The 24,305-nt window shown below is 72.9% G+C and carries 18 protein-coding genes; 12 read left to right on the forward strand and 6 right to left on the reverse strand.

What is annotated here, in order from left to right:
• Positions 1–466: 466 nt before the first annotated feature.
• On the reverse strand, positions 467–1,714 hold the full coding sequence (locus ACGFWI_RS20645) for a nucleotide sugar dehydrogenase (protein ID WP_393907417.1): 1,248 nt from the start codon (positions 1,712–1,714) through the stop codon (positions 467–469).
• A gap of 222 nt (positions 1,715–1,936) precedes the next feature.
• On the opposite strand from ACGFWI_RS20645, the gene ACGFWI_RS20650 reads away from it, so the two are divergent.
• Positions 1,937–3,643, forward strand: a complete 1,707-nt coding sequence (locus ACGFWI_RS20650; RefSeq protein ID WP_393907418.1) for a glycerol-3-phosphate dehydrogenase/oxidase — start codon at positions 1,937–1,939, stop codon at positions 3,641–3,643.
• 18 nt (positions 3,644–3,661) lie between these two features.
• On the opposite strand, the gene ACGFWI_RS20655 is transcribed toward ACGFWI_RS20650, so the two are convergent.
• Positions 3,662–4,897, reverse strand: a complete 1,236-nt coding sequence (locus ACGFWI_RS20655; RefSeq protein WP_393907419.1) for a serine hydrolase domain-containing protein — start codon at positions 4,895–4,897, stop codon at positions 3,662–3,664.
• 189 nt (positions 4,898–5,086) lie between these two features.
• Between ACGFWI_RS20655 and ACGFWI_RS20660 the strand changes: the two genes are divergently transcribed.
• Together ACGFWI_RS20660 and ACGFWI_RS20665 are read left to right on the forward strand one after the other, a co-directional pair.
• On the forward strand, positions 5,087–7,216 hold the full coding sequence (locus ACGFWI_RS20660; RefSeq protein ID WP_393907420.1) for a protein kinase: 2,130 nt from the start codon (positions 5,087–5,089) through the stop codon (positions 7,214–7,216).
• Positions 7,217–7,442: 226 nt separating this feature from the next.
• Positions 7,443–9,764 (forward strand): protein kinase, encoded by a 2,322-nt coding sequence (locus ACGFWI_RS20665; RefSeq protein WP_393907421.1) that lies wholly within the window; start codon positions 7,443–7,445, stop codon positions 9,762–9,764.
• Between the two features lie 145 nt (positions 9,765–9,909).
• On the opposite strand, the gene ACGFWI_RS20670 is transcribed toward ACGFWI_RS20665, so the two are convergent.
• Together ACGFWI_RS20670 and ACGFWI_RS20675 are read right to left on the reverse strand one after the other, a co-directional pair.
• On the reverse strand, positions 9,910–11,097 hold the full coding sequence (locus ACGFWI_RS20670) for a winged helix DNA-binding domain-containing protein (RefSeq protein WP_393907422.1): 1,188 nt from the start codon (positions 11,095–11,097) through the stop codon (positions 9,910–9,912).
• Between the two features lie 37 nt (positions 11,098–11,134).
• Entirely contained in the window at positions 11,135–12,670 is a 1,536-nt protein-coding gene (locus tag ACGFWI_RS20675) for an AMP-binding protein (RefSeq protein WP_393907423.1), read from the reverse strand.
• A 131-nt stretch (positions 12,671–12,801) separates the two neighbouring features.
• Between ACGFWI_RS20675 and ACGFWI_RS20680 the strand changes: the two genes are divergently transcribed.
• The 3 genes from ACGFWI_RS20680 to ACGFWI_RS20690 all read left to right on the forward strand — a co-directional run bounded on the left by ACGFWI_RS20680 (position 12,802) and on the right by ACGFWI_RS20690 (position 15,909).
• Positions 12,802–13,956 (forward strand): acyl-CoA dehydrogenase family protein, encoded by a 1,155-nt coding sequence (locus tag ACGFWI_RS20680; RefSeq protein ID WP_393907424.1) that lies wholly within the window; start codon positions 12,802–12,804, stop codon positions 13,954–13,956.
• Positions 13,957–13,963: 7 nt separating this feature from the next.
• Positions 13,964–14,950, forward strand: coding sequence for an acyl-CoA dehydrogenase family protein (locus ACGFWI_RS20685; RefSeq protein ID WP_393907425.1), 987 nt, complete (start codon positions 13,964–13,966; stop codon positions 14,948–14,950).
• Positions 14,951–15,423: 473 nt separating this feature from the next.
• Positions 15,424–15,909 (forward strand): ATP-binding protein, encoded by a 486-nt coding sequence (locus tag ACGFWI_RS20690; protein ID WP_393907426.1) that lies wholly within the window; start codon positions 15,424–15,426, stop codon positions 15,907–15,909.
• Between the two features lie 340 nt (positions 15,910–16,249).
• Here ACGFWI_RS20690 and ACGFWI_RS20695 read toward each other — a convergent pair whose 3' ends face one another.
• A complete protein-coding gene (locus ACGFWI_RS20695; protein WP_393907427.1) occupies positions 16,250–17,176 on the reverse strand; it encodes a cyclase family protein in 927 nt (308 codons plus the stop codon).
• 108 nt (positions 17,177–17,284) lie between these two features.
• Between ACGFWI_RS20695 and ACGFWI_RS20700 the strand changes: the two genes are divergently transcribed.
• From ACGFWI_RS20700 to ACGFWI_RS20715, 4 genes are all read left to right on the forward strand, one after another.
• Positions 17,285–18,193 carry an SDR family oxidoreductase gene (locus tag ACGFWI_RS20700; protein ID WP_393907428.1) on the forward strand — a complete coding sequence of 303 codons (909 nt, stop codon included), beginning with the start codon at positions 17,285–17,287 and terminating at the stop codon, positions 18,191–18,193.
• A 260-nt stretch (positions 18,194–18,453) separates the two neighbouring features.
• Positions 18,454–19,647 carry an acyl-CoA dehydrogenase family protein gene (locus ACGFWI_RS20705; protein ID WP_393907429.1) on the forward strand — a complete coding sequence of 398 codons (1,194 nt, stop codon included), beginning with the start codon at positions 18,454–18,456 and terminating at the stop codon, positions 19,645–19,647.
• Positions 19,644–20,714 (forward strand): Zn-dependent alcohol dehydrogenase, encoded by a 1,071-nt coding sequence (locus ACGFWI_RS20710; protein WP_393907430.1) that lies wholly within the window; start codon positions 19,644–19,646, stop codon positions 20,712–20,714. Before ACGFWI_RS20705 ends, ACGFWI_RS20710 begins: the two co-directional genes overlap by 4 nt.
• A 97-nt stretch (positions 20,715–20,811) precedes the next feature.
• On the forward strand, positions 20,812–22,149 hold the full coding sequence (locus ACGFWI_RS20715) for an MFS transporter (protein ID WP_393907561.1): 1,338 nt from the start codon (positions 20,812–20,814) through the stop codon (positions 22,147–22,149).
• A gap of 39 nt (positions 22,150–22,188) precedes the next feature.
• Here ACGFWI_RS20715 and ACGFWI_RS20720 read toward each other — a convergent pair whose 3' ends face one another.
• Positions 22,189–22,803: a flavin reductase family protein gene (locus ACGFWI_RS20720; RefSeq protein ID WP_393907562.1), complete on the reverse strand. Its 615-nt coding sequence runs from the start codon at positions 22,801–22,803 to the stop codon at positions 22,189–22,191.
• Positions 22,804–23,024: 221 nt separating this feature from the next.
• On the opposite strand from ACGFWI_RS20720, the gene ACGFWI_RS20725 reads away from it, so the two are divergent.
• Together ACGFWI_RS20725 and ACGFWI_RS20730 are read left to right on the forward strand one after the other, a co-directional pair.
• Positions 23,025–23,618, forward strand: coding sequence for an RNA polymerase sigma factor (locus tag ACGFWI_RS20725; protein ID WP_393907431.1), 594 nt, complete (start codon positions 23,025–23,027; stop codon positions 23,616–23,618).
• Positions 23,619–23,626: 8 nt separating this feature from the next.
• Positions 23,627–24,280 (forward strand): hypothetical protein, encoded by a 654-nt coding sequence (locus ACGFWI_RS20730; protein ID WP_393907432.1) that lies wholly within the window; start codon positions 23,627–23,629, stop codon positions 24,278–24,280.
• Positions 24,281–24,305 lie beyond the last annotated feature (25 nt).

Below are 24,305 nucleotides of genomic sequence, written 5' to 3' on the forward strand. Positions count from 1 at the left end.
CCGGGGTGGGTGTGCGGACTGCTGCGCTTTACGTCCGCACACCCACCCCTGCGGCCCCGCCCCCTCCCGTCAGTTGTGGGCCCCACCCCGGTGGAGGAGCAGGAGAAAACCAAAAACCAGAAGCTCGGCCACGCCACGACGCGGCCGAGCTTCTGGTTTTTGAATTCCTTCACCCCCACCGGGCGGGAGCCGCCCTCCCGGGCGGGAGGTGGTGGGCCGGAGGGGCCTGTGTGGTGGACGTAAAGCGCAGCAGTCCACCACGCAGGCCCCGGAGGCCCGCCAACGGCACCCACTACGGACAGCACGCGGCCCCCGCCCAACCACTGCCACCCCCGCCGGAGGCGACACGCGGCCCCCGCCCAACCACCACCCGCCGGAGGCGACACCCAGCCCCCGCCCAAACACCGCCACCCCCGCCGGAGGCGACACCGCCGGAGGCGACCCCGCCGCAGACGACAACGTGCGGCTACAAGCGATGCGCGGCACCCGTAGGAGTCGCGCCCCTGGTGTCCAGGAGCAACTGCGCTTTCACGGCCAGCCCCTGGAGGTCATACGTGCGATGCGCCTGCAACAGCACCGTCAGGTCCGCGGCGGCAGCGGCCTCGTAGAGGGAGTCGGCCCGTGGGACCGGGCGGTCCAGGACGTTCCACTGGGGGACGTACGGGTCGTGGTAGGTCAGGTGCGCTCCCAGTTCCATCAGGCGGGAGGCGATCTCGCGGGCCGGAGAGCCTGCCTGGTCGGTGATGTCCGGCTTGTAGGTGACGCCGAGCAGCAGTACCCGGGCGCCGCGGGCGGACTTGCCGTGTTCGTTGAGGAGGGTGGCGCAGCGCTGGATGACGTAGCGCGGCATACGGCCGTTCACCTCCTGGGCAAGCTCGACCATGCGCAGCGGGTGGCCCAGGGAACGGCCCTTGTAGGAGAGGTAGTTGGGGTCGATGGGGGCGGCGTGGCCGCCCACTCCGGGGCCGGGGCGGAAGGACTGGAAGCCGAACGGCTTGGTTTCCGCGCAGCGGATGACGTCCCACAGGTCGACGCCGATGTCATGGCAGAAGACCGCCATCTCGTTCATCAGGGCGATGTTGATGTGGCGGTAGTTGGTTTCCAGGAGCTTGGCGGTCTCGGCCTCGCGGGGGCCGCGGGCGCGTACGACCTTGTCGGTGAGGCGGCTGTAGAAGGCGGCGGCGGCCTCCGTGCAGGCGGGGGTGAGGCCGCCGATGACCTTGGGGGTGTTGGCGTAGCGGTGGGTGCGGTTGCCGGGGTCGTGGCGGCCGGGCGAGCAGGCGAGGTGGAAGTCGCGGCCGGCGGTGAGGCCCGAGCCCTCTTCCAGGAGGGGGCGCAGGAATTCCTCGGTGGTGCCCGGGTAGGCGGTGGATTCGAGGATCACCGTGGTGTGCGGGCGCAGTTGTGCGGCCAGTGTGCGGGCGGCGTCGGCGAGGGCGGTGAGGTCCAGCGCGCGGTCCTCGCCGAGCGGCGTGGGCGCGCAGAGGACGGCGGTACGGACCCGGCCGAGGGCGGTGGGGTCGGTGGTGGTGCGGAAGCCGGCGGAGAGCAGGCGGCGTACTTCGGTGGCCGACAGCGGCCCGTCGGCGCCGGAGAGGGCGGCGGTGTGCGGGTCGGGGTCGTAGCCGATGGTGCCGATGCCGGCGGTGGTGGCGGCCTGGGCGAGGGGGAGGCCGAGGTGACCGAGTCCGATGACGGCGAGGTCTGCGGGCATGCTGCGGCCGTCCTTCCCGAGCGACTGCGAATGACGTGTGCGCATGCGTCAGTGGATGGCGATGGCGCATAAATAGACTAAGCGGATATTTGACCCAGAATAGGGATTGATGGATCAAGGCGGCGGGGTGTTGTCGCCGGGAGCGGAGGGTGGATAGCGGAACGCAGCGCGGACAGAATCGACGGACGGGGGGTGTGGCCCCGATCACAGCGGGAGGCAGCGGTGAAGACAGCGATACTGGGACCGGCGCAGCGGGCCGAGGCGCTCGCCCGAATGGCGGAGCGGGAGCTGGACATTCTCGTGGTCGGCGGCGGAGTCGTCGGCGCGGGGACGGCTCTGGACGCGGCGACCCGCGGCCTTTCCACCGGACTCGTCGAGGCGCGCGACTGGGCCTCGGGCACGTCCAGCCGGTCGAGCAAGCTCATCCACGGTGGTCTGCGGTATCTGGAAATGCTGGACTTCTCGCTGGTGAGAGAGGCGCTGAAGGAGCGGGGGCTGCTGCTGGAGCGGCTGGCGCCGCATCTGGTCAAGCCGGTGCCGTTTCTGTATCCGCTGCAGCACAAGGGCTGGGAGCGCTGGTACGCGGGTTCCGGTGTGGCGCTGTACGACGCGATGTCCATCTCGTCGGGGCACGGCCGCGGACTGCCCCACCACCGGCATCTGTCGCATCAGCGGGCCCTGCGGGTGGCGCCCTGTCTGAAGAAGGACGCGCTGGTCGGCGCGCTGCAGTACTACGACGCGCAGATGGACGATGCGCGCTATGTGGCGACGATGGTGCGGACCGCGGCCGCCTATGACGCGCAGGTCGCCAATGGCGCGCGGGTGGTGGGTTTTCTGCGCGAGGGCGAGCGGGTGGTCGGCGCGCGGGTGCAGGACGTCGAGGGCGGCGGCGAGTACGAGATCCGGGCGCAGCAGATCGTCAATGCCACCGGGGTGTGGACGGATGACACCCAGGCGCTGATCGGTGAGCGCGGGCAGTTCCATGTCCGTGCGTCGAAGGGAATTCACCTGGTCGTCCCCAAGGACCGGATCCATTCGACGACCGGGCTGATCCTGCGGACGGAGAAGAGCGTGCTGTTCGTCATCCCGTGGGGGCGGCACTGGATCGTGGGGACGACGGACACCGAATGGAATCTGGACAAGGCGCATCCGGCGGCCTCCAGCGCGGATATCGACTATCTGCTGGAGCATGTGAATGAGGTGCTGGCGACTCCGCTGACCAGGGATGACGTGGAGGGCGTGTACGCGGGGCTGCGTCCGCTGCTGGCCGGGGAGTCGGATGCCACCAGCAAGCTGTCGCGGGAGCACACCGTCGCGCATCCGGTGCCGGGGCTGGTCGTGGTCGCGGGCGGCAAGTACACGACGTACCGGGTGATGGCGAAGGACGCGGTGGACGAGGCGGTGCACGGGCTCGACCAGCGGGTCGCGGAGAGTGTCACCGAGGACATTCCGCTGGTCGGGGCCGAGGGCTACAAGGCATTGTGGAACGCGCGGGCCCGGATCGCGGCGCGCACCGGACTCCATGTGGCGCGCATCGAGCATCTGTTGAACCGGTACGGCTCGCTGGCCGAGGAGCTGCTGGAGCTGGTGGTGGCCGATCCTTCACTGGGCGAACCGCTGGCGGCCGCGGACGACTATCTGCGGGCCGAGGCGGTCTACGCCTGTACGCACGAGGGCGCCCGCCATCTCGACGACGTACTGACCCGGCGCACCCGCATCTCCATCGAGACCTTCGACCGGGGCACCCGGAGCGCCCGCGAGGTGGCCGAGCTGATCGCGCCCGCGCTGGGCTGGGACCACGACCAGATCGAGAAGGAGGTCACGCACTACCAGAAGCGGGTCGAGGCGGAGCGCGAATCCCAGCGGCAGCCGGACGATCTGACGGCGGATGCGGCGCGGCTGGGGGCTCCGGACATCGTGCCGCTGTAGGCCGGCGGACCGCGGGCGCTAGGGACGCCGTGCTGCGCAGAACTCCGCGGTCAGTACCGCCGTGCCGTGCGCCGGGTCGGGCAGGGTGTCGGTGTTGACGCGGTAGCTGATGATGCGGCGGCCGTCGGCGGTGCCTGCGGTCCGGGCGTAGGAGCCGTTGATGTCGCCGTTGTGGCCCCAGACCGTGACGCCACAGGGCAGCCTGGTCGCGTACAGGCCGAGGCCGTACGCGCCGCCGGTGCCCTTCTCGTTGCGTATCTGGGCCATCTGGCGCGGCGCCAGGAACGCGCCGTCGAGCAGCGCGGAGAAGAAGCGGTTGAGATCGCCCAGGGTGGTGACCATCTCGCCGGCCGCGCCCGCCCGGCTGGGGTCCAGGGACGTGGCGTCCACCCGCCGGTCACCGGCCCGGGAGTACGCGCGGCCGTGCGGCCTGGGCAGCACCGGGTCGGTGCCGGGGAAGGAGGTGTGGTCGAGCCGGGCGGGGACGAGGATGCGGCGGCGGATCTCCGTGGCGTACGGGTTTCCGGTGACCGCCTGGATGACCAGGCCGAGCACGAGGTAGTTGGTGTTGGAGTAGGCGTACCGGGTGCCCGGTGCGGCCACCGGCGGGTGGCTGAGGGCGATCCGCAGCAGCTCGGCCGGGGTGTGGCTGTCGTAGCGGTGGGCGCCGAAGCCCTTGCCGAAGAGCTGCTTCGAGAGCCGGGGGTCCTGGGTGTAGTTGAACAGGCCACTCGTATGGTCCAGCAGCTGGCGGATCGTCACCCTGCGTAGCTCGCTGCGGTCGCCGTCCCCCGCGGCCGGCACGCCGGGCGGGAGGTGGGCGGCGGCGCTGTCGTGCAGGGACAGCCTGCCCTCGGCGACGAGCTGCAGGACGACCGTCGCGACCAGGGTCTTGGTGAGGCTGCCGGCCCGGAAGTGGTCCTGCGGGCCCATCGTGCGGCCGCTGCGCAGATCGGCCACGCCGGCCGTGGAGTAGCGCGCGGCGGGGTACCCGGCGCGGGTGGTGAGGGAGGCCGCGCCCGGGGCCCCGTCGTCGACCAGACGGTGCAGTGCATGCGTCGTGGTCGCGGGCGGCCGTTCGTGCGTTCCGCTCGCGAGGGGAGCCAGGCGGGGCCGGCCGGTGCAGGCGGTCAGGGCGAGTACGGTCAGCACGGCCAGGGCACCCGAACGGACCAGGGCGCGGTGGCGGCCGGCGACCGGTGGCACAGGGGTAAGTGCGGCGTTCGCGGCCGGGCGGGGCGAGCGCTTCGGCATCGGGACTCCCGTTCGTCGGGGCCATCATGACGGGTACGCGGTGTCGTCCGGCACCGACCCGGGCCTTCCGCATGGCTGCGGATGAGGGAGAATGAAGGCTCTGCCAGGGTGGGTTGTCCGAGTTGGGCCAGTTTGGTGATCGATGGGACGTCGAAGCTGCCAACTCGGCTGGATTGCAGAGGGGATTCAGTGGGCGACGAGGTCGAGATGGACGGCAAAGGGGGCAGGCTGCTCGCCGGGCGGTACCGGCTCGCCGATGTTCTCGGCCGGGGTGGCATGGGCACCGTTTGGCGGGCACGCGACGAGGTCCTGGGCCGTACGGTCGCAGTCAAGGAACTGCGCTTTCCGGGCGGGGTCGAGGAGGACGAGAAGCGTCGTCTGATCACCCGCACGCTGCGCGAGGCCAAGGCGATCGCCCGGATCCGGAACAACGGCGCGGTGACGGTCTACGACGTGGTCGACGAGGACGACCGCCCGTGGATCGTGATGGAGCTGGTCGAGGGCCGCTCGCTGGCCGAGGTCGTCCGCGATGACGGCCCGCTCACCCCGCGCCGCGCCGCCGAGGTCGGTCTGGTCGTGCTCGATGTGCTGCGTGCCGCGCACGCCGAGGGCATCCTGCACCGCGATGTGAAGCCGTCCAACGTCCTGATGTCCGACGACGGCCGGGTCGTGCTGACCGACTTCGGTATCGCCCAGGTCGAGGGCGACCCCTCCGTGACCTCGACCGGCATGCTCGTCGGCGCCCCCTCCTACATCTCCCCGGAGCGCGCCCGCGGCCACAAGCCGGGCCCGCCGGCCGACATGTGGTCGCTGGGCGGTCTGCTGTACGCCTGTGTCGAGGGCGTTCCGCCGTACGACAAGGGCTCCGCGATCGCCACGCTCACCGCGGTGATGACCGAGCCGGTCGAGCCGCCGAAGAGCGCCGGTGCGCTGGAAGAGGTCATCTACGGCCTGTTGGTGAAGGACCCGGCGGGCCGGCTGGACGACGCCGGTGCGCGGGTGCTGCTGGAGGACGTGATCCACGCCCCCGAGGCGCAGGCGCCGGAGCCCCCGATGGACGCGACCCGGGCGATGGCGCTGCCGACGGTGCCCCGGGAGCGGGCGGAGCCGAAGCCGAAGCCGAAGCCCGCCCCGAAGTCGCGGGCGCCGCGCAAGCCGAAGCCCGCTGCCGCGCCGGCGGCCGGGAACGCGAGCACGTCCGACGGTGGCAAGGCGGGCGCAGACACGTCCGCGGGAGCCAAGGCGGGCGGAAGCAAGGTGGGTGCCGCCAAGGCCGCCGCGGCGAGCGCGCCGGTGCGGACCGAGCGCCCGCGGAAGAAGGCGGCCGCCCCGACGGCCGACGAGGCGACCGGTCCGGACCGTACGGATGCGGGTCGTGCCGGCTTGGCCGGCTCGGGCGCGGACCGTCCGGCGGGCGCCCGGCCCGGGTTCGACGCCGAGGCCGCCAAGGAGCGGGTGCGCGGCGCCCTGCAGTCCGTGCGCAGCGCCGCCGCCGCGGTGACGGCCCGTACGGACGCCAGACCGGGCGACGGCAGCCGTCCGCCGGCGCGCGCGTCGGTGACCGATGTCGTCCCGCGCCGGACGCTGATCATCGTGGCCGTGGTCGTCGTCCTGGCGGTGCTGGGCACGGTGCTGGCCCTCGCACTGAGCGGCGACGACTCGGCGCGGAAGGGCGGCAAGTCGTCCGGCAAGCAGGACAAGGCGTCGTCCGCGAGCCGGGCGAAGCCCTCGACGGACGCGGCCGATGCGAGCGGGGACGCGGCAAAGGACAAGGCCTCGCCGAGCCCGCAGCCGCCGAACCTCACCCCGGCCGAGGACAACGGCGGCAAGGACGCCAAGGGTGACAAGGGCGGCAAGGCCGTGCCGGGCGGCTTCGCCGAGCTCTCCAACGGGAAGTTCCACTTCCGTATGGCGATGCCCAAGGGCTTCAAGCAGACCGCGACGGCGGGGCAGGGGTCCGGCGCCATATACAGCGCCTCGGGCGGCTTCCCGCGCATCCAGATCGACTACAACGCCAAGCCCGGCGCCGATGCGGCGGCCTCCTGGCGCAGCCTGGAGCCGGCCGTGCGCTCCTCCAGCGAGGACTACCACCTCATCGGCATCAAGTCGGTGAAGTGGCGGGGCTATCCGACCGTCGCCGACTGGTCGTTCACCCGTCGGCAGAGCGGCCAGAAGGTACGGATCCTCGACCGTGGCTTCAGGGCCGATGACCACCACGGCTACGCCATCATGATCACCTGCAAGGCGGATGCCTGGTCGGACAAGGCCTGCCAGCAGATGATCACGACCGCGTTCAAGACCTTCACGCTGAAGGACTGAGGGGGACCGGGCGACGGACCCGGGCACGGGACGGACGCGGAACGGAGAGGTCGCGCGTCGTTGCGCCGACCGGGCCGCAACCTCCGATGCGGGCACGTATCGTGAGACAACGAAGACCGTACGCATCCGCAATCGGCGGGAAGACGACCGGAAGTGACCGCAGGCGCCAGCGCCGACGGCGGCTCCGGCGCGGCGGTAGACACAGCGCGCGCTGCGGGGAGGCGTCGTGGACGAGTACGCGGGAAGGGTGCTCGCCGAGCGTTACCGCCTGCCGTTGCGGCCCCTCGGTGACGACGATTTCACCGAGACCCGGGCATTCGACACCTTCAGCGGCCAGGAGGTGCTGGTCCGTCAGGTGCCGCTGCCGGAGGTCGTCGAGGCGGAGGTCGTGGGGGCGGAGCCGGCCGGGCCGGTCGCGCGCGGCTCCGGTGGCGGCCGCTTCGGTGCCGCGCGGGTGCCGGCGGGTGTGACGGCGGGGGCGGCCGACCGCAGTCCTCGGGATCCCGCGGTACGACGCGCGCTGGAGGCCGCGACCACCGCGGCCCAGCTGGCCGACCACCCCCGGCTGGAGCAGGTCTTCGATGCCTTTGCACAGGACGGCAGCCTGTGGATCGTCGCCGAACTCCTCACCGCCCGCCCGCTGTCCGCGCTGCTCGCCGAGCGGCCGCTGTCCCCGCACCGCGCCGCCGAGATCGCCGCGGATCTGCTCACCGCGCTGCGGGTGCTCCATGCGAACGGCTGGCTGCACCGCAACATCACCGCCCGTACGGTCCTGGTCTGTGACGACGGCCGGGCCATCCTGACCGGCCTGGCGGCGGGCGCGGCCCAGGAGGCGCTGTGCGGATACGATTCCCCCGCCGCGGCCGGGGCCCCGCAGACACGGCCCGCGACGGACGGCCCCGCCGCCGGTGAGCCCGCGGCGGACGGCCCCGCCGCCGGTGAGCCCGCGGCGGACGGCCCCGCCGCCGGTGAGCCCGCGGCGGACGGCCCCGCCGCCAAGACCTCGCTGACCAAGCCCGCACCCGACGGCGACACCACCACTGCATACGGGCGGCCCACCGCCGGGCTCGCCGCCGAGCGGGCGCGGCAGGCGCGGCTGACGGCCATCGGCCCGGTCACCGAGCGCTGGGCGCCGGAGCAGGCCGGGCCGGTGCACGAGAACTGGCAGTTGGCGCCGCCGGTCGGCCCGGCCACCGACCTGTGGGCGGTCGGTGCGCTGCTCTACCGGAGCGTGCAGGGGCAGCCGCCGTTCCCGGAGGACAGCGCCGTCGAACTGGCGCAGCTGGTCTGTTCACAGCCGCCCGCGGTCGCCGAGGAGTGCGGGGCGCTGCGTCCCGTCGTCGAGTCCCTGCTGCGCCAGGACCCCGCCGACCGGCCGGATTCCGAGGAGCTGAACGGCTGGCTGCGCTCGTTGATCCGTACGGCACCGGAGCCGGAGGCCGGCAGCGGGCTGGTGACGGTGCCGGCGTCGCAGAGCGCCGATCCGCGGCGGCTGCCGATCGTGCGGCGCCGCGGGGAGCTCGTGCGGAGGGGGCGCCACAAGAAGCCCCGGACGCCCCGGCGCGCCCGGCCGCAGCCGGCCCCGGCCGTCGTCGGGGCGGCAGCCGCCGCGGCCGCACCGCCCGTCCCGCAGGCACCGGGCCCGGAGCACTCCGCCCCGTTCGCTCCCGCGCCCCGTCCACCCCGCCCCCCGAAGCAGCCCAAGCCGCTCCGGCAGCCCAGGCCGGCCCGGGTGGAGCGGCCCGCCGAGCCGTCCACGCCGCACGGGCGGAGCGCGGACCCGGATCCGTACGATCAGGAGTTGCCGGACCAGGTCGGCCTGGAAGCCGCACCACGCCCGGCGCGTGCACCGCGCCACCTCGGCCGGCTGCTGCTCACCGCGATCCTGCTCCTCCTCGTCGGCGCGGTCATCTATGCGATGGCGTTCCTGCCCAAGTCCGGCCAGGACGCCAAGGACGGCGGGCGCGGCGCGGACCGTGCGGGCACCTCGGGCGCGGCGCCCGGCGGCAGCCCCACGCCGTCCGGCGACCGGGGGACCAAGGGGGACGGCGGCTCCCCCGGCTCCGGCGCGCCGCAGACCACCAGGCCGACGGGGGTCGCCAAGGGCTTCGAGGTCCGCACCGACCCCGAGGGTTTCCAGGTCGCGGTCCGCAAGGGCTGGCAGCGGCGCGGGGCGAACGACCGGGGCCAGGTGCGGTATGTCGGCGGGGACTTCGAGCTGGTGATCGTGCCCGGCCGCGACACGACGGCGCATTCCGGCACCGACCCGATGGCGTATATGCAGGACAAGGAAGCCGAGCTGGCGCCGTACCGCTCCTCCGGCTGGGCCTCGGCCTCCGGTCTGCAGCGGATCGACGTCGGGAAGACGGCGATGGCCGAGGGCACCTTCTCCTGGCGCGACGGCAGCGGCCGCGAGGTATATGTGCGGAACCTCGCGATGATCCACAAGGGCCGCTACCACCTCGTCCTCGTCATCGGCCCGGACAGCGGCCGGCACGAGGCGGACCAGCTGTACGAGCAGGCGACGAGCGCCTACCGCCCGAGCTGAGGCGGCCGGGCGGCGGTGGGGCCGCCGGTCGTCAGGCGCTCAACTCCTGTTCCAGCGGGGCCCGGAAGCGGGTGGGGCCGCCGGTCGTCACCTGATCAACTCCCGCTCCCGGCGGGGGTGCGGAAGCGGGTGCGTCCGCCCGTCGTCACGCGCTCAACTCCCGTTCCAGCGGAGTCCGGAAGCGCGGGGTGACGCGGACGTCCCCGACCCAGGCCGCCAGCCGGGCCGCCTCGTCCGTCACCGCCGCGGCGGCCTCGCTGCCGCCGTCGTCCGTCAGCAGCCGCCAGACGATCTCGCCGTTCGCGCGCTGGGCCCAGCCGCCGATGATCCGGCCGTGCCACCACACCGTCGGCCCGATGTTGCCGGTGCGGTCGAAGAGCTGCGGTACGTGGTCCGGGTCGAGGTACCAGTCGCGGGCCTTCCAGCCCATCGCGGTGGGGTCGAGGCCGGGCAGCAGGGCGGCCCAGGGGCCGGGTGCGGCGACCGGTTCGAGGTCGCCGGGCAGCGCCACGCCGGGGGTGCCGCCATCCAGGTCCACCTCGACGGCGCCGGTGGCGGCCAGCGCCTGCCGGGTGGCGGTGAGCGTCCAGCCCGTCCACCACTTGAGGTCCTCGACGGTCGCCGGGCCGTACGAGGCGAGCCAGCGGCGGGCGAGTGCGGCGCGCGCCTCGGGGGCCGGTGGCGCGGGCAGCTCGGCGAACGCGGTGCCCGGCGTCCAGCGGAAGGAGCTGCTGGTCCAGCCGCCGCGCGGCCGCCCGCGCCGGATACGGCCCTCGGCGGCCAGGGTGCGCAGGATCCGGCTGGAGACGGCGACGGTGGCCTGGTACGGCTTGCCGGGGGAGACCACGATGGTGTCGCGCAGGTCGGGCACCTCGGCGGCGAGTTCGGCCGCGGTCGCCTCGCCGTGTGCGCTCAGCGCGGCCAGCGTCCTCGTCTCGACCTCGGCCAGCCGCCGCTCGTCCCACCCCGGGGCGCCGTCGGTGAGCCACTTGACCAACCCCGCCCGCTCCTTGGCGGCGATCGCCTGCGCGGTGGAGGAGGTGACGACCGGTGCGAGCGCGGCACCGACCGCGAAGAGCGTGCGGCGCATGCACAGCAGCCGCACCAGCGACCCCTCGTCGTACAGCGCGCGCTCCACATCGGCCGGGTCCGGGTCGGCCAGCCGGGCGCAGGCCGCCAGATGGACGGTCGCCGGATCGCTGGCATGCAGCCCCACGACCGCCTCGGCAACCTCCTCCGTACGGGCCGCCCGGTACGCGGGCGCGAGCAGTTGCCGCCGCCCGAGGCGGGCACGGCGCCCGGCGGTGTCGATCAGGGGTCGGGAGTGACTCATGGGGTGACCGTAGGGGGTGGGTAGGACAGCGGGTGTCCTACCCGCCCGGGGCTTCGTCGGATGCCCCGCCCGCCCCGAACCGCTCCCGCAGCTCCTGCTTGAGTACCTTGCGCAGGGTCGCCCCGCGCGGCAGGGCGGCCAGCACCTCCAGCTGTTCCGGGAGTTTGTTGGGGGCGAGGCCTTGGGAGACGAGGTGAGCCGAGACCGCGTCGAGCGTCAACTGTGCCGCTCCCGGCGGCTGTTCGACGACCGCGCAGACCCGTTCCCCGCGCTGGGCATCCGGCAGCCCGATGACCGCGGCGTCGGCCACGTCCGGATGCCGGTGGAGGAGTGCCTCGATCTCCTGGGCGGAGATGTTCTCGCCCTTGCGGATGATGATGTCTTTGAGGCGGCCGGTGATGACGAGGTGGCCGGTGGGGGTGAGGCGACCGAGGTCGCCGGTGGGCAGAAAGCCGTCGGCGTCGCGGTGGTCGGGCTCGTCGAGGTAGCCACGGCAGACGGCCGGGCCGCGCAGGGATATCTCGCCGGTGCCGGGGGCGATACGGATCTCCATGCTGGCGGGTGGGCGGCCGTCGGTGGTGGCGAGGTGTTCGGGGCTGTCGTGCGGATCGCCCATGGTGACCATCGGGGCCTCGGTCATGGCGTAGCCATGGGTGAGTTGGCAGCCCAGCTCGGCGACGACCTCGTGGTACAGCCCGGGGGGTTTGGGCGCGCCGCCGCCGGCCAGCAGCCGCAGCGACGGCAGCAGCCGGCGCCCCGGTGGCAGCTTGCGCTGTTCGGCGAGGAAGAGGGAGTAGAAGGCGGTGGAGCCGCCGGCGACGGTGACGCGGTGGCGGCGGTAGGCGGGGAGGGAGCCGGGCAGCGCGAAGTGTTCCAGCAGGACGGCCGGGATGCCGTGCAGCAGGAGCAGGACGGTGTATTCGATGCCCGCGACATGGGCGTACGGAAAGGCCATCGAGCCGATGTCGGTGGGGCCGAGGCGCAGTGCGTCGGCCAGGTGGCGGCCGGCCGTGCCCAGGCTGTGGTCGGTGTGCAGGACGCCCTTGGGGCCCGCGGTGGTGCCGGAGGTCCAGTGGATCCACCGGACCTCGCCGGCGTCGGCGGGCGGCGGGGGCAGTACGGCCGGGTCGGCGTCGGGGAGGGTGTCGTACGCGTCGATGACGGTGAGCGGGCCGGGCAGGCCGGCGGCCAGCCGGTGGGCCATCGCGCGGTGGTCGAAGCCGCGCCAGGTGCCGGGGACGGCGAAGAACGCGGCACGGGTGCGGACCAGCACCTGGCCCACCTCGTGGTCGCGGTAGAGCGGGACGACCGGGCTCTGGACGGCGCCGATACGGGCCAGGGCGAGGCTGAGCAGCACGGTCTCGATACGGGTCGGCAGCTGCCAGACGACCCGGCTGCCGGGCCGTACGCCCAGCTCGTACAGGCCGGCCGCGACCCGTTCCGCGCGCCGGTGCAGGGCGCCGAAGGTGATCCGCCGCTCCTGCCGGGCGGACCCGGCGCCCTGGATGAGGGCGGTGGCGCCGGGGGTGCGGCGGGCGCGCCGGGCGACCAGGTCCCAGAGAGTGCCGGCCATCCGCCCCTCCACAGGTAGCTGACGATGTGTCAGATTTGGTGCCGAGAGTAGAGGCCGGCGCCTTGTCGGTCCAGAGGGGCCGGGGCTAGCCTATTTCTGACGGGCCATCAGAAAATGGCGAGGGGACAGCGATGGACCTCACGTACTCACCGGAAGAGGAAGACTTCCGGGCCCGGCTGCGCACCTGGCTCGGTGAGGTGCTGCCAAGGCTCCCCGCGAAGCCCGCCGCGGCCGACTGGCCCGGCCGCCGGGCGTATGACACGGCCTGGCAGCGGATGCTCCACGACGCCGGATATGCGGGCCTGCACTGGCCGCGGGACGCCGGCGGGCAGGGCGCCACCCCCACCCAGCACCTGATCTTCCTGGAGGAGACCGAGCGTGCCGGGGCGCCCTACGTCGGCGCGAACTTCGTCGGGCTGCTGCACGCGGGGCCGACCCTCGCCGCCGAGGGCAGCGCCGGACAGCGCGCCCGCTGGCTGCCGCCGATCCTGCGCGGTGACGAGATCTGGTGCCAGGGCTTCAGCGAACCGGACGCCGGCTCCGACCTCGCCGCACTGCGGACCAGGGCCGTGCGCGACGGGGACAGCTACGTCGTCAGCGGCACCAAGATCTGGACCTCGCACGCCGAGGTCGCCGACTGGTGCGAGCTGCTCGTCCGCACCGACCCGGCCGCGCCCAGGCACCGCGGCATCAGCTGGCTGGCGATGCCCATGGACGCACCGGGGGTGACGGTCCGGCCGCTGCGCACCCTGGCCGGCTCGACGGAGTTCGCCGAGATGTTCCTCGACGAGGTGCGGGTGCCGGTCGGCAACCGCGTCGGCGCGGAGAACGACGGCTGGCGGGTGACGATGGTGACGCTGTCCTTCGAGCGCGGCACCGCCTTCGTCGGCGAGGTGGTGGCCTGTCGCCGGGTGCTCGGCGCGCTGGCCCGGGCGGCGCGCGCCAACGGCCGCTGGGACGACGCCGTGCTGCGCCGCAGACTGGGCCGGCTGAGCGCACAGTTCACGGCGCTGTGGCGGCTGACCCAGTGGAATGTGAGCGAGGCGCAACGCGGCGGCGGCGTCCCGGGAACCGGCGGCTCGGTCTTCAAGCTGCGCTATTCGCACATCCGCCAGGAGCTGTACGACACGGCGGCCGAGGTGCTCGGCGCCGGCGCGCTGGACGTGGGCCACGAGTGGGTCGCCGACCGGCTGTCGTCCCTCTCGTACACCATCGCGGCCGGTACCTCGCAGATCCAGCAGAACATCGTCGCCGAGCGGATCCTCGGCCTGCCGAAGGGGCGGTGACCGGGCCATGGACTTCCAACTCACCGATGATCAGCGGGCGTTGCGGGACGGTACCCGCGAGCTGCTGGCCGGACGGTTCGGCCGGGACCGGCTGCGGGCCGCCGTGGGTGACCCGGCGCTGGACCGTGCGCTGTGGCGTGAGCTGGGCGCGGCCGGGTTCTTCGCGCTGCGGCTGCCGGAGGAGGACGGCGGGGTGGGGCTCGGACTGCCGGCGGCGGTGCTGGTCTTCGAGGAGGCCGGGCGGGCGCTGCTGCCGGGGCCGCTGGTGGCGTGCCAGCTGCTCGCCGGTGCGGTGGACGGCGTCGCGGCCGGCGAGCGGACCGTCGGGCTGTGCGAGGCGGAGCGGGAGCCGGTGCTGTGGGAACACCCGGCGGACTGCGATGAGTTGATCTTGGTGGAGCGGGATGCGGGTCACGGCGGCGACGGGCCCGGGGGCGCACAGGGGCGCACAGGCGGTGCATACCGGAGCGCGTCGGACCGGGTGGTCTGCGCCCCGTTTGCCTCCATCGACCCCCTCACCCCGCTCGCCCGCGTCATGAACGTGCCGCGCACCGAGTCGCTGGCCCTGGACGTCCGCCGGCTCCGCCGCGAGGCCGCGTTGCTCACCGCGGCCCAGCAGCTCGGCAGCGCGGCCCGCACGGTCGAGATGGCGGTGCGCCACGCCCGTGAGCGCGAGCAGTTCGGCGCGCCCATCGGCTCGTTCCAGGCGGTCAAGCATCTGTGCGCGCAGATGCTCGTACGGGCGGAAATCGCCCGAAGTGCGGTATATGCGGCGGCGGTCACGGACAGTGTTCTCGACGTCACGGCAGCGAAGTTGCTCGCCGACGAGGCCGCGGTGGGCAACGCGCGGGATTGTCTGCAGGTCCACGGCGGAATGGGCTTCACATGGGAAGCCGATGTTCATCTGCACCTCAAACGGGCCTGGTTGCGGGCCGAGCGCTGGGAGGCGGCGCGCGAGGCGGAAGAAGCGCTGGCGGCGGGCTTGATCGCCTGACGGTGGCAGCGCGAAGGCCGTTGCGGGGGTGTGCGGCGCCCGGCGATGTCAGACTCTGGCACCTCGTATGCGAAATGTCGGACTCGCCATGCAGAAGTGGTCACGGAGGGTCGATATCGGGTTGTGTCCTAGGCGTGACTCGTCACAGGGGGGAGTCGGCGTTCCGCTCGGGTACGCTCCGTTGGGTGCGAGTGGTTCTGAGGCGCAACGGACTCGGTGCCGTCGGAAAGACGGCTCCGGGGTACGGACTGCGCGCCGCTCGCCCTTGGGCGGGGCCGGATCGCCCCCCTTGTTCGACTCCCCGCAAAGTGCGTCGCACAGTATGCAGGACGCATACTCCCTTGCGCTGGAATATGCCCGAAGCGCTTGTTGGGGTGACTGAACGTCAACCATGCTGTGCTTCACCGGGGTCACGCACCGTGACTCCGTGGAGGCGCGAGGCGATGTTTCCGCCGGTTCGGATGGTGTGAGCGGTGCAGGTGCTTCAGGTGCAATTGGACGTACGGCCCGACCCCGCGGAGGTGGGGAGGGCCCGGCGGTGGGCCAGGTCGCGGCTCGTGGGTTCCGGTATAGGGGTCGACGAGCCACTTGCGGAGACACTGATCCTCCTGATCTCCGAGCTCGTCACCAACGCCGTGGTGCACACCGGCGCGGCGGCCGAGCTGCGGATGTGCTTCTCCGGATCGGGCGCCGTGGTCGGGACGGTCCGGGTCGAGGTGGTGGACGTCAGCGCCCGCCCGCCACGTCAGCGGCACGCCGACGGTGACGACACCAACGGCCGTGGCCTGGAGCTGGTCGACGGACTGGCCGACCGCTGGGGGTGGCAGCAGGAGGGCGGCGGCAAGCGGATCTGGTGCGAGGTGGACCGCGGCCAGCCCCTGCTGTTGGCGGCAGGATCCGACCTGGGGGCCTACGAGCCCCATCGCGCAGCGTCGCGCGCCGTGACGCATCGGGCGTGATCCGCTCAGATCAGCACAGAGGCATTGTTTTGCCGACGGGTGCGGCAAAACGGGCGTAACGAAATTAGTCCAGACCAGGTGTTGACGTGGCGTGCCCGGTTGATCACTCTTGGGTGGAGCGATGCGCCGCGAGGGGACGCCGAGGTCGTGGGGGGACCGGGATTCCGGTCCTGGCCTTGGCGAGTGCGGATCGCGGCCCGGTGGGGCTCCCCAGTGGCAGCTGGGGGTGGGTGGCGGTCCGCGGTGCCGTGCTCGGGGCGCGCATGAGCGCACCGCCACCCGGCCGGCCGGGCGCCGTCGGGTCGCCGGCCGTCAGGGCCGGCGGCCCGGAGCGACCCGGTCAGAGGACCGCCACGGGCGCGACCGGCGCCCCGGACCCCCCGACGAACGGCTCGGCCATCGCGGACAGCAGGAACGCACAGCGCCCCGCCTCCGCGCAGGCCGTCGACAGCTCCTCCAGATTCCAGTTCTGGCCCTGCAGCATGCCCATCTCGACGAGATCGAGCGCATGCACCGGCATCCAGAGGTTCTCGATCTCCGGCGGGAAGATCTCGAAGGTCAGGGTGTCGTTGGCGACCGCCGCGACATCGCGGGCGTGGAACCACTCCGGGGTGCGCAGCGACAGGCCGGACGACGGGAACGCATAGGCCTGCCGGTCGCCGGCGAGGTAGTGCCGCAGCTGCCCGGTCCGTACGAGGACGATGTCGCCGGCCCGCACCTTCGTCCCGGCCAGTTCCTCGGCGGCGTCCAGGTCTTCCGGCGTGACGGCGTACCCGCCGGGCAGCCGGTCGGTGCGGTGCACACGGGCCACGTCCAGGAGGACCCCGCGGGAGACGATCGGGGTGGCTCTTTCGATGCCGAGGCCGGTGGCGCCGTGGTGCGCGGTGACCGAGTCGGCGGGGCGGTTGTTGTAGAGCCGCCCGGAGTGCGAGACATGGGCGAGGCCGTCCCAGTGGGTGGCGGCCTGGAGGCCCATGGTGACCGCGTCGTCCGTGGTGGCGACTGTGCCGGGGCCGAAGATCTCCTGGTTGATGGCGGTCATGGTGTGCAGCGGGTTGACCCGGCCGGGAATCATGCCGGTCTGTACGCCGTCCTGTTGGAGCGGGAGTGCGAGCGGGATGCGGTGGCCGCTGCGGACGCAGCCCACGGCCTCCCGTACGACCTGGTCGGTGATGAGGTTGAGGGTCCCGATCTCGTCGTCCGCCCCCCAACGCCCCCAGTTGTTCACGCGTTTGGCGATGTCGTGGAACTCCTGCGGCAGGGACATGGGGCCTCCTCGGGATGGCTGGGTTCGGTACGCCCCGGGGTCTTGTGTTCGTACCGTGTCTGCTCAAAAATCTAACGGTCCGTCAGAAACTGCGGGAAGGGTCACGGCATGGGGAACTTCTTGGCCGACAAGGTGATCGCCGTCACCGGGGCGGGCCGCGGTATCGGGCGGGCGGTGGCTCTCGCCTGTGCGGAACAGGGCGCCAAGGTGATCGTCAACGACTACGGGGTCTCCATCGAGGGCGGCGAACCCAGCAGCGAGGTCGCCGAATCCGTGGTGAAGGAGATCGAGGCGGCCGGGGGCCTTGCGGCCGCGGTGGCCGACGATGTGTCCACCATGGCCGGCGGCCAGCGGATCGTGGACACCGCGCTGGCGCAGTACGGACGGATCGACGGCGTGGTGTGTGTGGCCGGGATCCTGCGGGAGCGGATGCTCTTCAATATGTCCGAGGAGGAGTGGGACCCGGTGGTCGCCACCCATCTGAAGGGGACGTTCACGGTCTTCCGGGCGGCGTCGGCCGTCATGCGCCGGCAGGGGTCGGGGACCCTGCTGGGCTTCACCAGCGGGAACCATCAGGGATCGGTGTCCCAGGCCAACTATGCGTCCGCGAAGGGCGGGATCATCTCGCTGGTGCGGAGTGCCGCGCTGGGGCTGCACAAGTACGGAGTGACGGCCAATGCGGTGGCGCCCGTGGCGCGGACGCGGATGTCGGCGAATGTGCCGATGGAGCTGACGGAGATCGGTGAGCCGGAGGATGTCGCGGCGCTGGTCGTCTATCTGCTGAGCGACCGGGCCCTGGAGGTCACTGGGCAGGTCTACACGGTTGCCGGGCCGAAGATCGCCGTATGGGCTCAGCCGAGGGAACTTCGCTCCGTGTACGCCGACGGGGCCGGCTGGACGCCGGAGCGGGTGGCGGAGGTGCTGCCGGGGTCCGTGGGGACCGACCCGATGCCGATGCTGGCGCAGCTGTCGGCGATGGCGAGCGCTGCGGCGGCGAAGGCGCGGCCCAACCGGTAGGTGGCTTGCCTGCGTTGCCGGGTGCGGCGCCGTGGTGGCGCGGGTGCGGCCCGACCGGTGTGGTGTCCCTGTGTTGCCGGGTGCGGTGCCGTCCGTTGTTCTTCGGTCCGCTGCGCGGGGCTGTCGGGGTGCGGTGACGGGCCTGCCGGGCCGGGGTGTGGGACTGCTTCGCTTTACGTCCCATCGCCCCGGCCCTCCGGCCCACCCCCTCCCGTGTCCGGGTGGGGAGAGGCTTGGTGGGGGCGTGATGGGAGGTCTTCGTGGACTTTGAGTTCGGGAGCGGGGATGGGGAGTTCCGGGCGGCGGCCCGTGACTGGCTTGCCGGTCATCTCGTGGGCGGATACGCCGAGTTGGCGGGGCGCGGCGGCCCCGGGAGCGAGCACGAGGGGGCCGAGGAGCGGCGGGCGTGGGAGCGGGAGCTGGGGGCCGGCGGGTGGATCGGGCTCGGGTGGGACTGCGCGGAGGGGGCGTACGGGAACCGTGCGGCGAGCCTGACCCAGCAGGTTGTGTGGGCCGAGGAGTATGCGCGGGCCAGGGCGCCGGGGCGGGTGGGGCACATCGGGGAGAACCTGCTGGCGCCCACGCTGATCGCGTACGGGGACGAGGCGCAGCGGCGGCGGTTTCTACCGGCCATCGCGCGGGGGGAGGAACTGTGGTGCCAGGGGTACAGCGAGCCGGACGCGGGGTCGGATCTGGCGGGGCTGCGGACGGTGGCGGTCCGGGACGGTGCCGGCTATCGCGTCAGCGGGCAGAAGATCTGGACGTCGCTGGCCATGGCGGCCGACTGGTGCTTCGTGCTGGCGCGGACGGATCCGGCCGAGCGGCGGCACCGTGGGCTCTCGTTCCTGCTGGTGCCGATGGACCAGCCGGGGCGCATCGAGGTGCGGCCGATCCGGCAGATGTCGGGGACGGCGGAGTTCAACGAGGTGTTCTTCGACGGTGCGGTGGCCGGGCACGTGGTGGGCGGGGAGGGCGCGGGCTGGCGGGTGGCGATGGGGCTGCTCGCGCGCGAGCGCGGGGTGTCCACGCTCGTCCAGCAGATCGGGTTCGCGGCGGAGCTGGATGAGGTCGTCGGGACGGCGGTGCGCTGCGGCGCGCTGCGCGATCCGGTGCTGCGTGAGCAACTCATCCGCCAGTGGGCAGAGTTGAAGGTCATGCGGTGGAACGCGCTGCGGACCTTGGGTGCGGCCGGGGACGCCGGCGCACCGAGTGTGGCGAAGCTGCTGTGGGGCGGCTGGCACCAGCGGCTCGGGCAGCTCGCGATGCGGGTGCGCGGGGCCGCCGCGGCGCTGGGCCCCGCCGACTGGACCGCTCAGGCGCCGTACGAACTGGACCCACTGCAGCGGCTGTTCCTGTTCACCCGGGCCGACACCCTCTACGGCGGCTCGGACGAGATCCAGCGCAACATCATCGCCGAGCGGGTGCTCGGCCTGCCCAGAGTGGAGCGGATATGAGGGGCGTCATCTTCGACGGCGAGCAGCCCCGGGTCGTGGACGATCTGGAGGTGCGGGAGCCGGGGCCGGGCGAGGTGCTGGTCGGCATCCGGGCCGCGGGGCTGTGCCACAGCGATCTGTCGGTGGTCGACGGGACCATTCCGTTTCCGGTGCCGGTGGTGCTGGGGCACGAGGGGGCGGGGGTGGTCGAGGCCGTGGGCGCGGGCGTCGGCCATGTGGTGCCCGGTGATCATGTCGCGCTGTCGACGCTGGCCAACTGCGGGGCGTGCGCGGAGTGCGACCGGGGGCGGCCGACGATGTGCCGGAAGGCGATCGGGATGCCCCAGAAGCCGTTCCGGCGGGGCGATACCGAGCTGTTCAGCTTCGCGTCGAACTCGGCGTTCGCGGAGCGCACGGTCGTCAAGGCGGTGCAGGCGGTGAAGATCGCCGAGGACATTCCGCTGACGTCGGCCGCGCTGATCGGGTGCGGGGTGCTGACCGGGGTCGGGGCGGTGCTCAACCGGGCGCGGGTGGACCGCGGGGACTCGGTCGTGGTGATCGGGGCCGGCGGGATCGGCCTCAATGTGCTCCAGGGGGCACGGATCGCCGGGGCATCGGTGATCGTGGCGGTGGACGCCAACCCCGCGAAGGAGGCGGCGGCGCGGCAGTTCGGGGCAACCCACTTCATCGATGCGTCGGTGGTGACGGACGGCGTCAAGGCGGTGAAGGAGATCCTGCCGACCGGTGCCGACCATGCCTTCGAGTGCGTGGGCAGCACCCGGCTGATCCGGCAGGCCATCGATCTGCTGGACCGGCACGGCCAGGCGGTGCTGCTCGGTGTCCCGCCGGCCACCGCGGAGGCGTCGTTCCGGGTGTCGTCGATGTATCTGGACAAGTCGATCCTGGGCTGCCGCTACGGGTCGGCCCGCCCGCAGCGGGACATCGCGCTCTACGCCCGGCTGTACCGCGAAGGGCGGCTGCTGCTGGACGAGTTGGTGACGAAGACGTATCCGGTGGAGGACTTCGCGAAGGCGGCGGACGATGCGCATCACGGGCGGGTGGCGCGGGCGGTGCTGACCTTCGGGTAAGGGCCTTGTCCCGGCCTGGCCCGATCCTTTTGATCCCTGGCCTTCCGGCCACTCGTTCCGGCCGGGGGTGACGGACGAGGCTGCTCCGGTGAACCGCATACCCGAACTGCCCCTGCGTGCGGCGGACCCCGTCCCCGCTCCCGTACCCCGTCGGCGGCGCCCGCACCGGGCCTGGTCCGTCGCCGCCGTCACCTTCCTCACCATCATCGGCGCGGCCGGCTTCGCCTCCCTCCCCGGCCTGCTCGTCGACCCGCTGCACCGCGAGTTCCACTGGTCGCGCGGCACCATCGGCTTCGCGGTGTCGGTGAACCTCGCCCTCTACGGGCTGACGGCGCCGTTCGCCGCCGCGCTGATGGACCGGTTCGGTATCCGGCGGGTGGTCGCCACCGCCCTGACGGTGATCGCGGCAGGTGCCGGGCTGACCGTCTTCATGACCGCCGCCTGGCAACTCGTCCTCTTCTGGGGTGTGCTGGTCGGCCTGGGCAGCGGGTCGATGGCGCTCGCCTTCGCGGCGACGGTCACCGGCCGCTGGTTCACCGCGCGGCGCGGGCTGGTCACCGGCGTCCTCACCGCGGCCGGCGCCTCCGGGCAGCTGATCTTCCTGCCGGCCCTCTCCTGGATCGTCGACCGGCACGACTGGCGCCCGGCCGCGGTGACCGTCGCGCTCGCCGCGCTCGCCGTCGTCCCCCTGGTGTGGCTGCTGCTGCGCGACCATCCGGCGGATGTGGGCCTCGCGCCGTACGGGGCCGAGGAGTTCCTCCCCAAGCCGCCGCCGCAGCGGGGCGCGGCCCGGCGCGCGGTGCGGGCGCTGGTCTCGGCGGCCCTCCCGCGGCCGGGGGGAACCCCCACGGGTCCGTTCTGGCTGCTGGCGGGCACCTTCGCGATCTGCGGTGCCACGACGAACGGCCTGGTCAAGACGCACTTCGTGCCCGCGGCGCACGACCATGGCATGCCGATCACGGCGGCCGCCTCACTGCTCGCGGTGATCGGCATCTTCGATATCGCCGGAACCATCGCTTCCGGCTGGTTCACCGACCGCTTCGACCCCCGCCGGCTGCTTGCCGTCTACTACGGCCTGCGCGGACTGTCGCTGATCTTCCTGCCGCTGCTGCTGGCCGGCACCGTCCACCCTCCGATGGTCTTCTTCATCGTCTTCTACGGCCTCGACTGGGTGGCGACCGTCCCGCCGACCATCGCCCTGTGCCGCGAGTACTACGGCGAGGACAGCGCGATCGTCTTCGGCTGGGTGCTGGCCGCCCACCAGGTGGGCGCCGCCCTGATCGCCTTCCTCGGCGGCCTGGCGCGCGACGCCTTCGGCACCTACAACCCGGTCTGGTACGCGTCGGGTGCGCTGTGTGCCGTCGCGGCGCTGATGGCCCTGGTCATCCGGCAGCGGCGCGCGGGCGCGGGGGAGGGAAGGCCGGCCGCGGCGTAGACCGCCGGAGGCTTGCGTGCGCGACCGCACCGGCCGCGCTCACGCACCGAGATGCCCGAAGGCGCCCCGGTGGAAGAGGAGCGGGCCGCTCTCGGCGGCGGCCGGGTCCGTGCCGAGGGCGTCGACCCGGCCGACCACGATCAGATGGTCGCCGCCGGTGTGCACGGCCTGGACCGTGCAGTCGATCCAGGCCGGAACGTCCGCCAGCCGGGGCGAGCCGGTCGCGGGCGCGGCCCCGTAGTGGACACCGGCGAACTTGTCGCCGCCGCTGACCGCGAAGCCCCGGCAGAGCTCGCCCTGTCCGGCGCCGAGGATGTTGACACAGAACACCCCGGCGCGGGCGATCCGCGGCCAGGTGGTCGACGTACGCGCCACCATGAACGCCACCAGCGGCGGGTCGAGGGAGAGCGAGGCGAAGGACTGGCAGGCGAAACCGGCCGGCCTCGGCTCCCCGGGGGACGTGATGACCGTGACGCCGCTGGCGAAGTGCCCCAGGACGGAGCGGAATTCGGCCGGGTCCAAGGGGGCGCGCTCGTCGTCGCGTACAGCCCGCAGGGCGGGGCGTGGAAGTGGCCCGGCGGGTGCGGTGGCCGGCGCGGCGGCCGTGGTGGGTGCGCCGACGGAGCGCAGGTACCGCACGGCCATGGCTGCCATTGCAGCGTGTCCCATCATGGCTTTATTGAATCTGATGGTGCATCAGATGTGAAGGTGCGGGGAGCGGCGGCCACCCGCACGTGTGGTTTGCCGGGCGATCAGGGCCGATCTTGGGGGATTCGCAGGAGATTGAGGGGCGGATTCCTGATTGCGTGTCGCCCGCACGGGTAGCGTCCACTTCGGCCGCGTCCGTAGCCGAGCACGGGGGAGAGTTCCGGTACATGGCCGATGCGACATCGTCATCAGCTTCGTCTGCCGCGTCACCCACCTTCGACGAGGTCTTCTGCGGGCTGCTGCCCCGCCTCTATCGGAGGGCGGTGATGCTGGCCGGATCGAGACAGTCCGCGGAGGATGTGGTGCATGAGGCGTATCTCAAACTCGCCGCCCGTCCACAGCGCTTACTCGCCCATCCGGAGCCGTACGCCTACGCCTTCACCGCCGTGCTCAACGTCGCCCGTGACGCCTACCGCAAGGACCGGCGGCAGGTGCTGGTCGACGGGATGGACGGCGTCGAGGAAGCCGGTGCGGGCGGGATGGGGGGTGGCGCCGGTGCGGGGCCCGGTGTGGCGTCCGGCGGTTGGGACGGTGGGGTGGAGCGGCGGCAGGCCGAGATCGAAGCGGTGCGTCTGCTGGGGAAGTTGTCGCACCGGCAGGCCGGCATCGTCATCCTCGTCGACCTCGACGGCTACACCATCGACCAGGCCGCGAAGATCATGAAGGTGCACCGTGGCACCGCCGCCCGCCATCGCGCCCGTGCGCTGGACAGGCTGCGCGCCTACCTCGTTGAATCGGAGCACGGGCAGGCCGGGAGGTGAGCGGCGCAGTGGGCGTGGGGCCACGGTACGACGGCGGTGTGGGCGGAACGGGCGGCGGCGGCCGGGACTTCGGCGGCGGCCGGGGCGACGGCGCCGGGGACGATGCCGAGGCGCTGCTGCGTGCGCGCCTACGGCTCGCGGACGAACAGATCGAGACACCGCCGGGCCTGTGGGACCGGATCAGGGAACCCGGCAGTGCGCCGGAGCCCGCCGTGGTCGCGCTGCCCCGGAAGCGGCCGTACGCGGTCGCGCTCGTGGTCGCGGCGGCGGTGGCCGCGGTGGCGCTCGGGGTGTGGTGGCTGGTGCGTCCCGGGCCCGTCACCCTGCAGCCGGCGGGGCCGTCCCCGACGGTGAAAGTCACGGTCTACAACAGCGAACAGGCCTGCCGCACGGGCCGCTCCCTGGAGTGCGCGTTGCGGCTGGCCCGGGACCCGCGCGCCCAGTACGCCGCGCGCGGCAACTCCGCCGGCCGGGTCTGGCACGGCGATGACCTGGCCGCGCGCTGTGTGGTGACCGACGGCCGGATGGTCCGCGACGAAGCGGGCATCACCTCCACCCGCTGGTATCTGGTCACCAGCGGGACGGGGGCGCGGGGCTGGCTGCCGGGGGTGCGGACGCGGAACACCCGTGAGGTGCCGGAGTGTCCGGCCGGTGCGAAGTAAGCGGTCTACGGGGGCCGGTGGGCGG

It is taken from the genome of Streptomyces sp. NPDC048434 (genome assembly GCF_043200375.1).
Classification (GTDB): domain Bacteria; phylum Actinomycetota; class Actinomycetes; order Streptomycetales; family Streptomycetaceae; genus Streptomyces.

Coding starts and splice junctions, on each gene's coding strand:
- ACGFWI_RS20645 (WP_393907417.1), bottom strand. CDS start 1,714: ATGCCCGCAGACCTCGCCGTCATCGGACTCGGTCACCTCGGCCTCCCC.
- ACGFWI_RS20655 (WP_393907419.1), bottom strand. CDS start 4,897: ATGCCGAAGCGCTCGCCCCGCCCGGCCGCGAACGCCGCACTTACCCCT.
- ACGFWI_RS20670 (WP_393907422.1), bottom strand. CDS start 11,097: ATGAGTCACTCCCGACCCCTGATCGACACCGCCGGGCGCCGTGCCCGC.
- ACGFWI_RS20675 (WP_393907423.1), bottom strand. CDS start 12,670: ATGGCCGGCACTCTCTGGGACCTGGTCGCCCGGCGCGCCCGCCGCACC.
- ACGFWI_RS20680 (WP_393907424.1), top strand. CDS start 12,802: ATGGACCTCACGTACTCACCGGAAGAGGAAGACTTCCGGGCCCGGCTG.
- ACGFWI_RS20685 (WP_393907425.1), top strand. CDS start 13,964: ATGGACTTCCAACTCACCGATGATCAGCGGGCGTTGCGGGACGGTACC.
- ACGFWI_RS20695 (WP_393907427.1), bottom strand. CDS start 17,176: ATGTCCCTGCCGCAGGAGTTCCACGACATCGCCAAACGCGTGAACAAC.
- ACGFWI_RS20700 (WP_393907428.1), top strand. CDS start 17,285: ATGGGGAACTTCTTGGCCGACAAGGTGATCGCCGTCACCGGGGCGGGC.
- ACGFWI_RS20710 (WP_393907430.1), top strand. CDS start 19,644: ATGAGGGGCGTCATCTTCGACGGCGAGCAGCCCCGGGTCGTGGACGAT.
- ACGFWI_RS20720 (WP_393907562.1), bottom strand. CDS start 22,803: ATGGCAGCCATGGCCGTGCGGTACCTGCGCTCCGTCGGCGCACCCACC.
- ACGFWI_RS20725 (WP_393907431.1), top strand. CDS start 23,025: ATGGCCGATGCGACATCGTCATCAGCTTCGTCTGCCGCGTCACCCACC.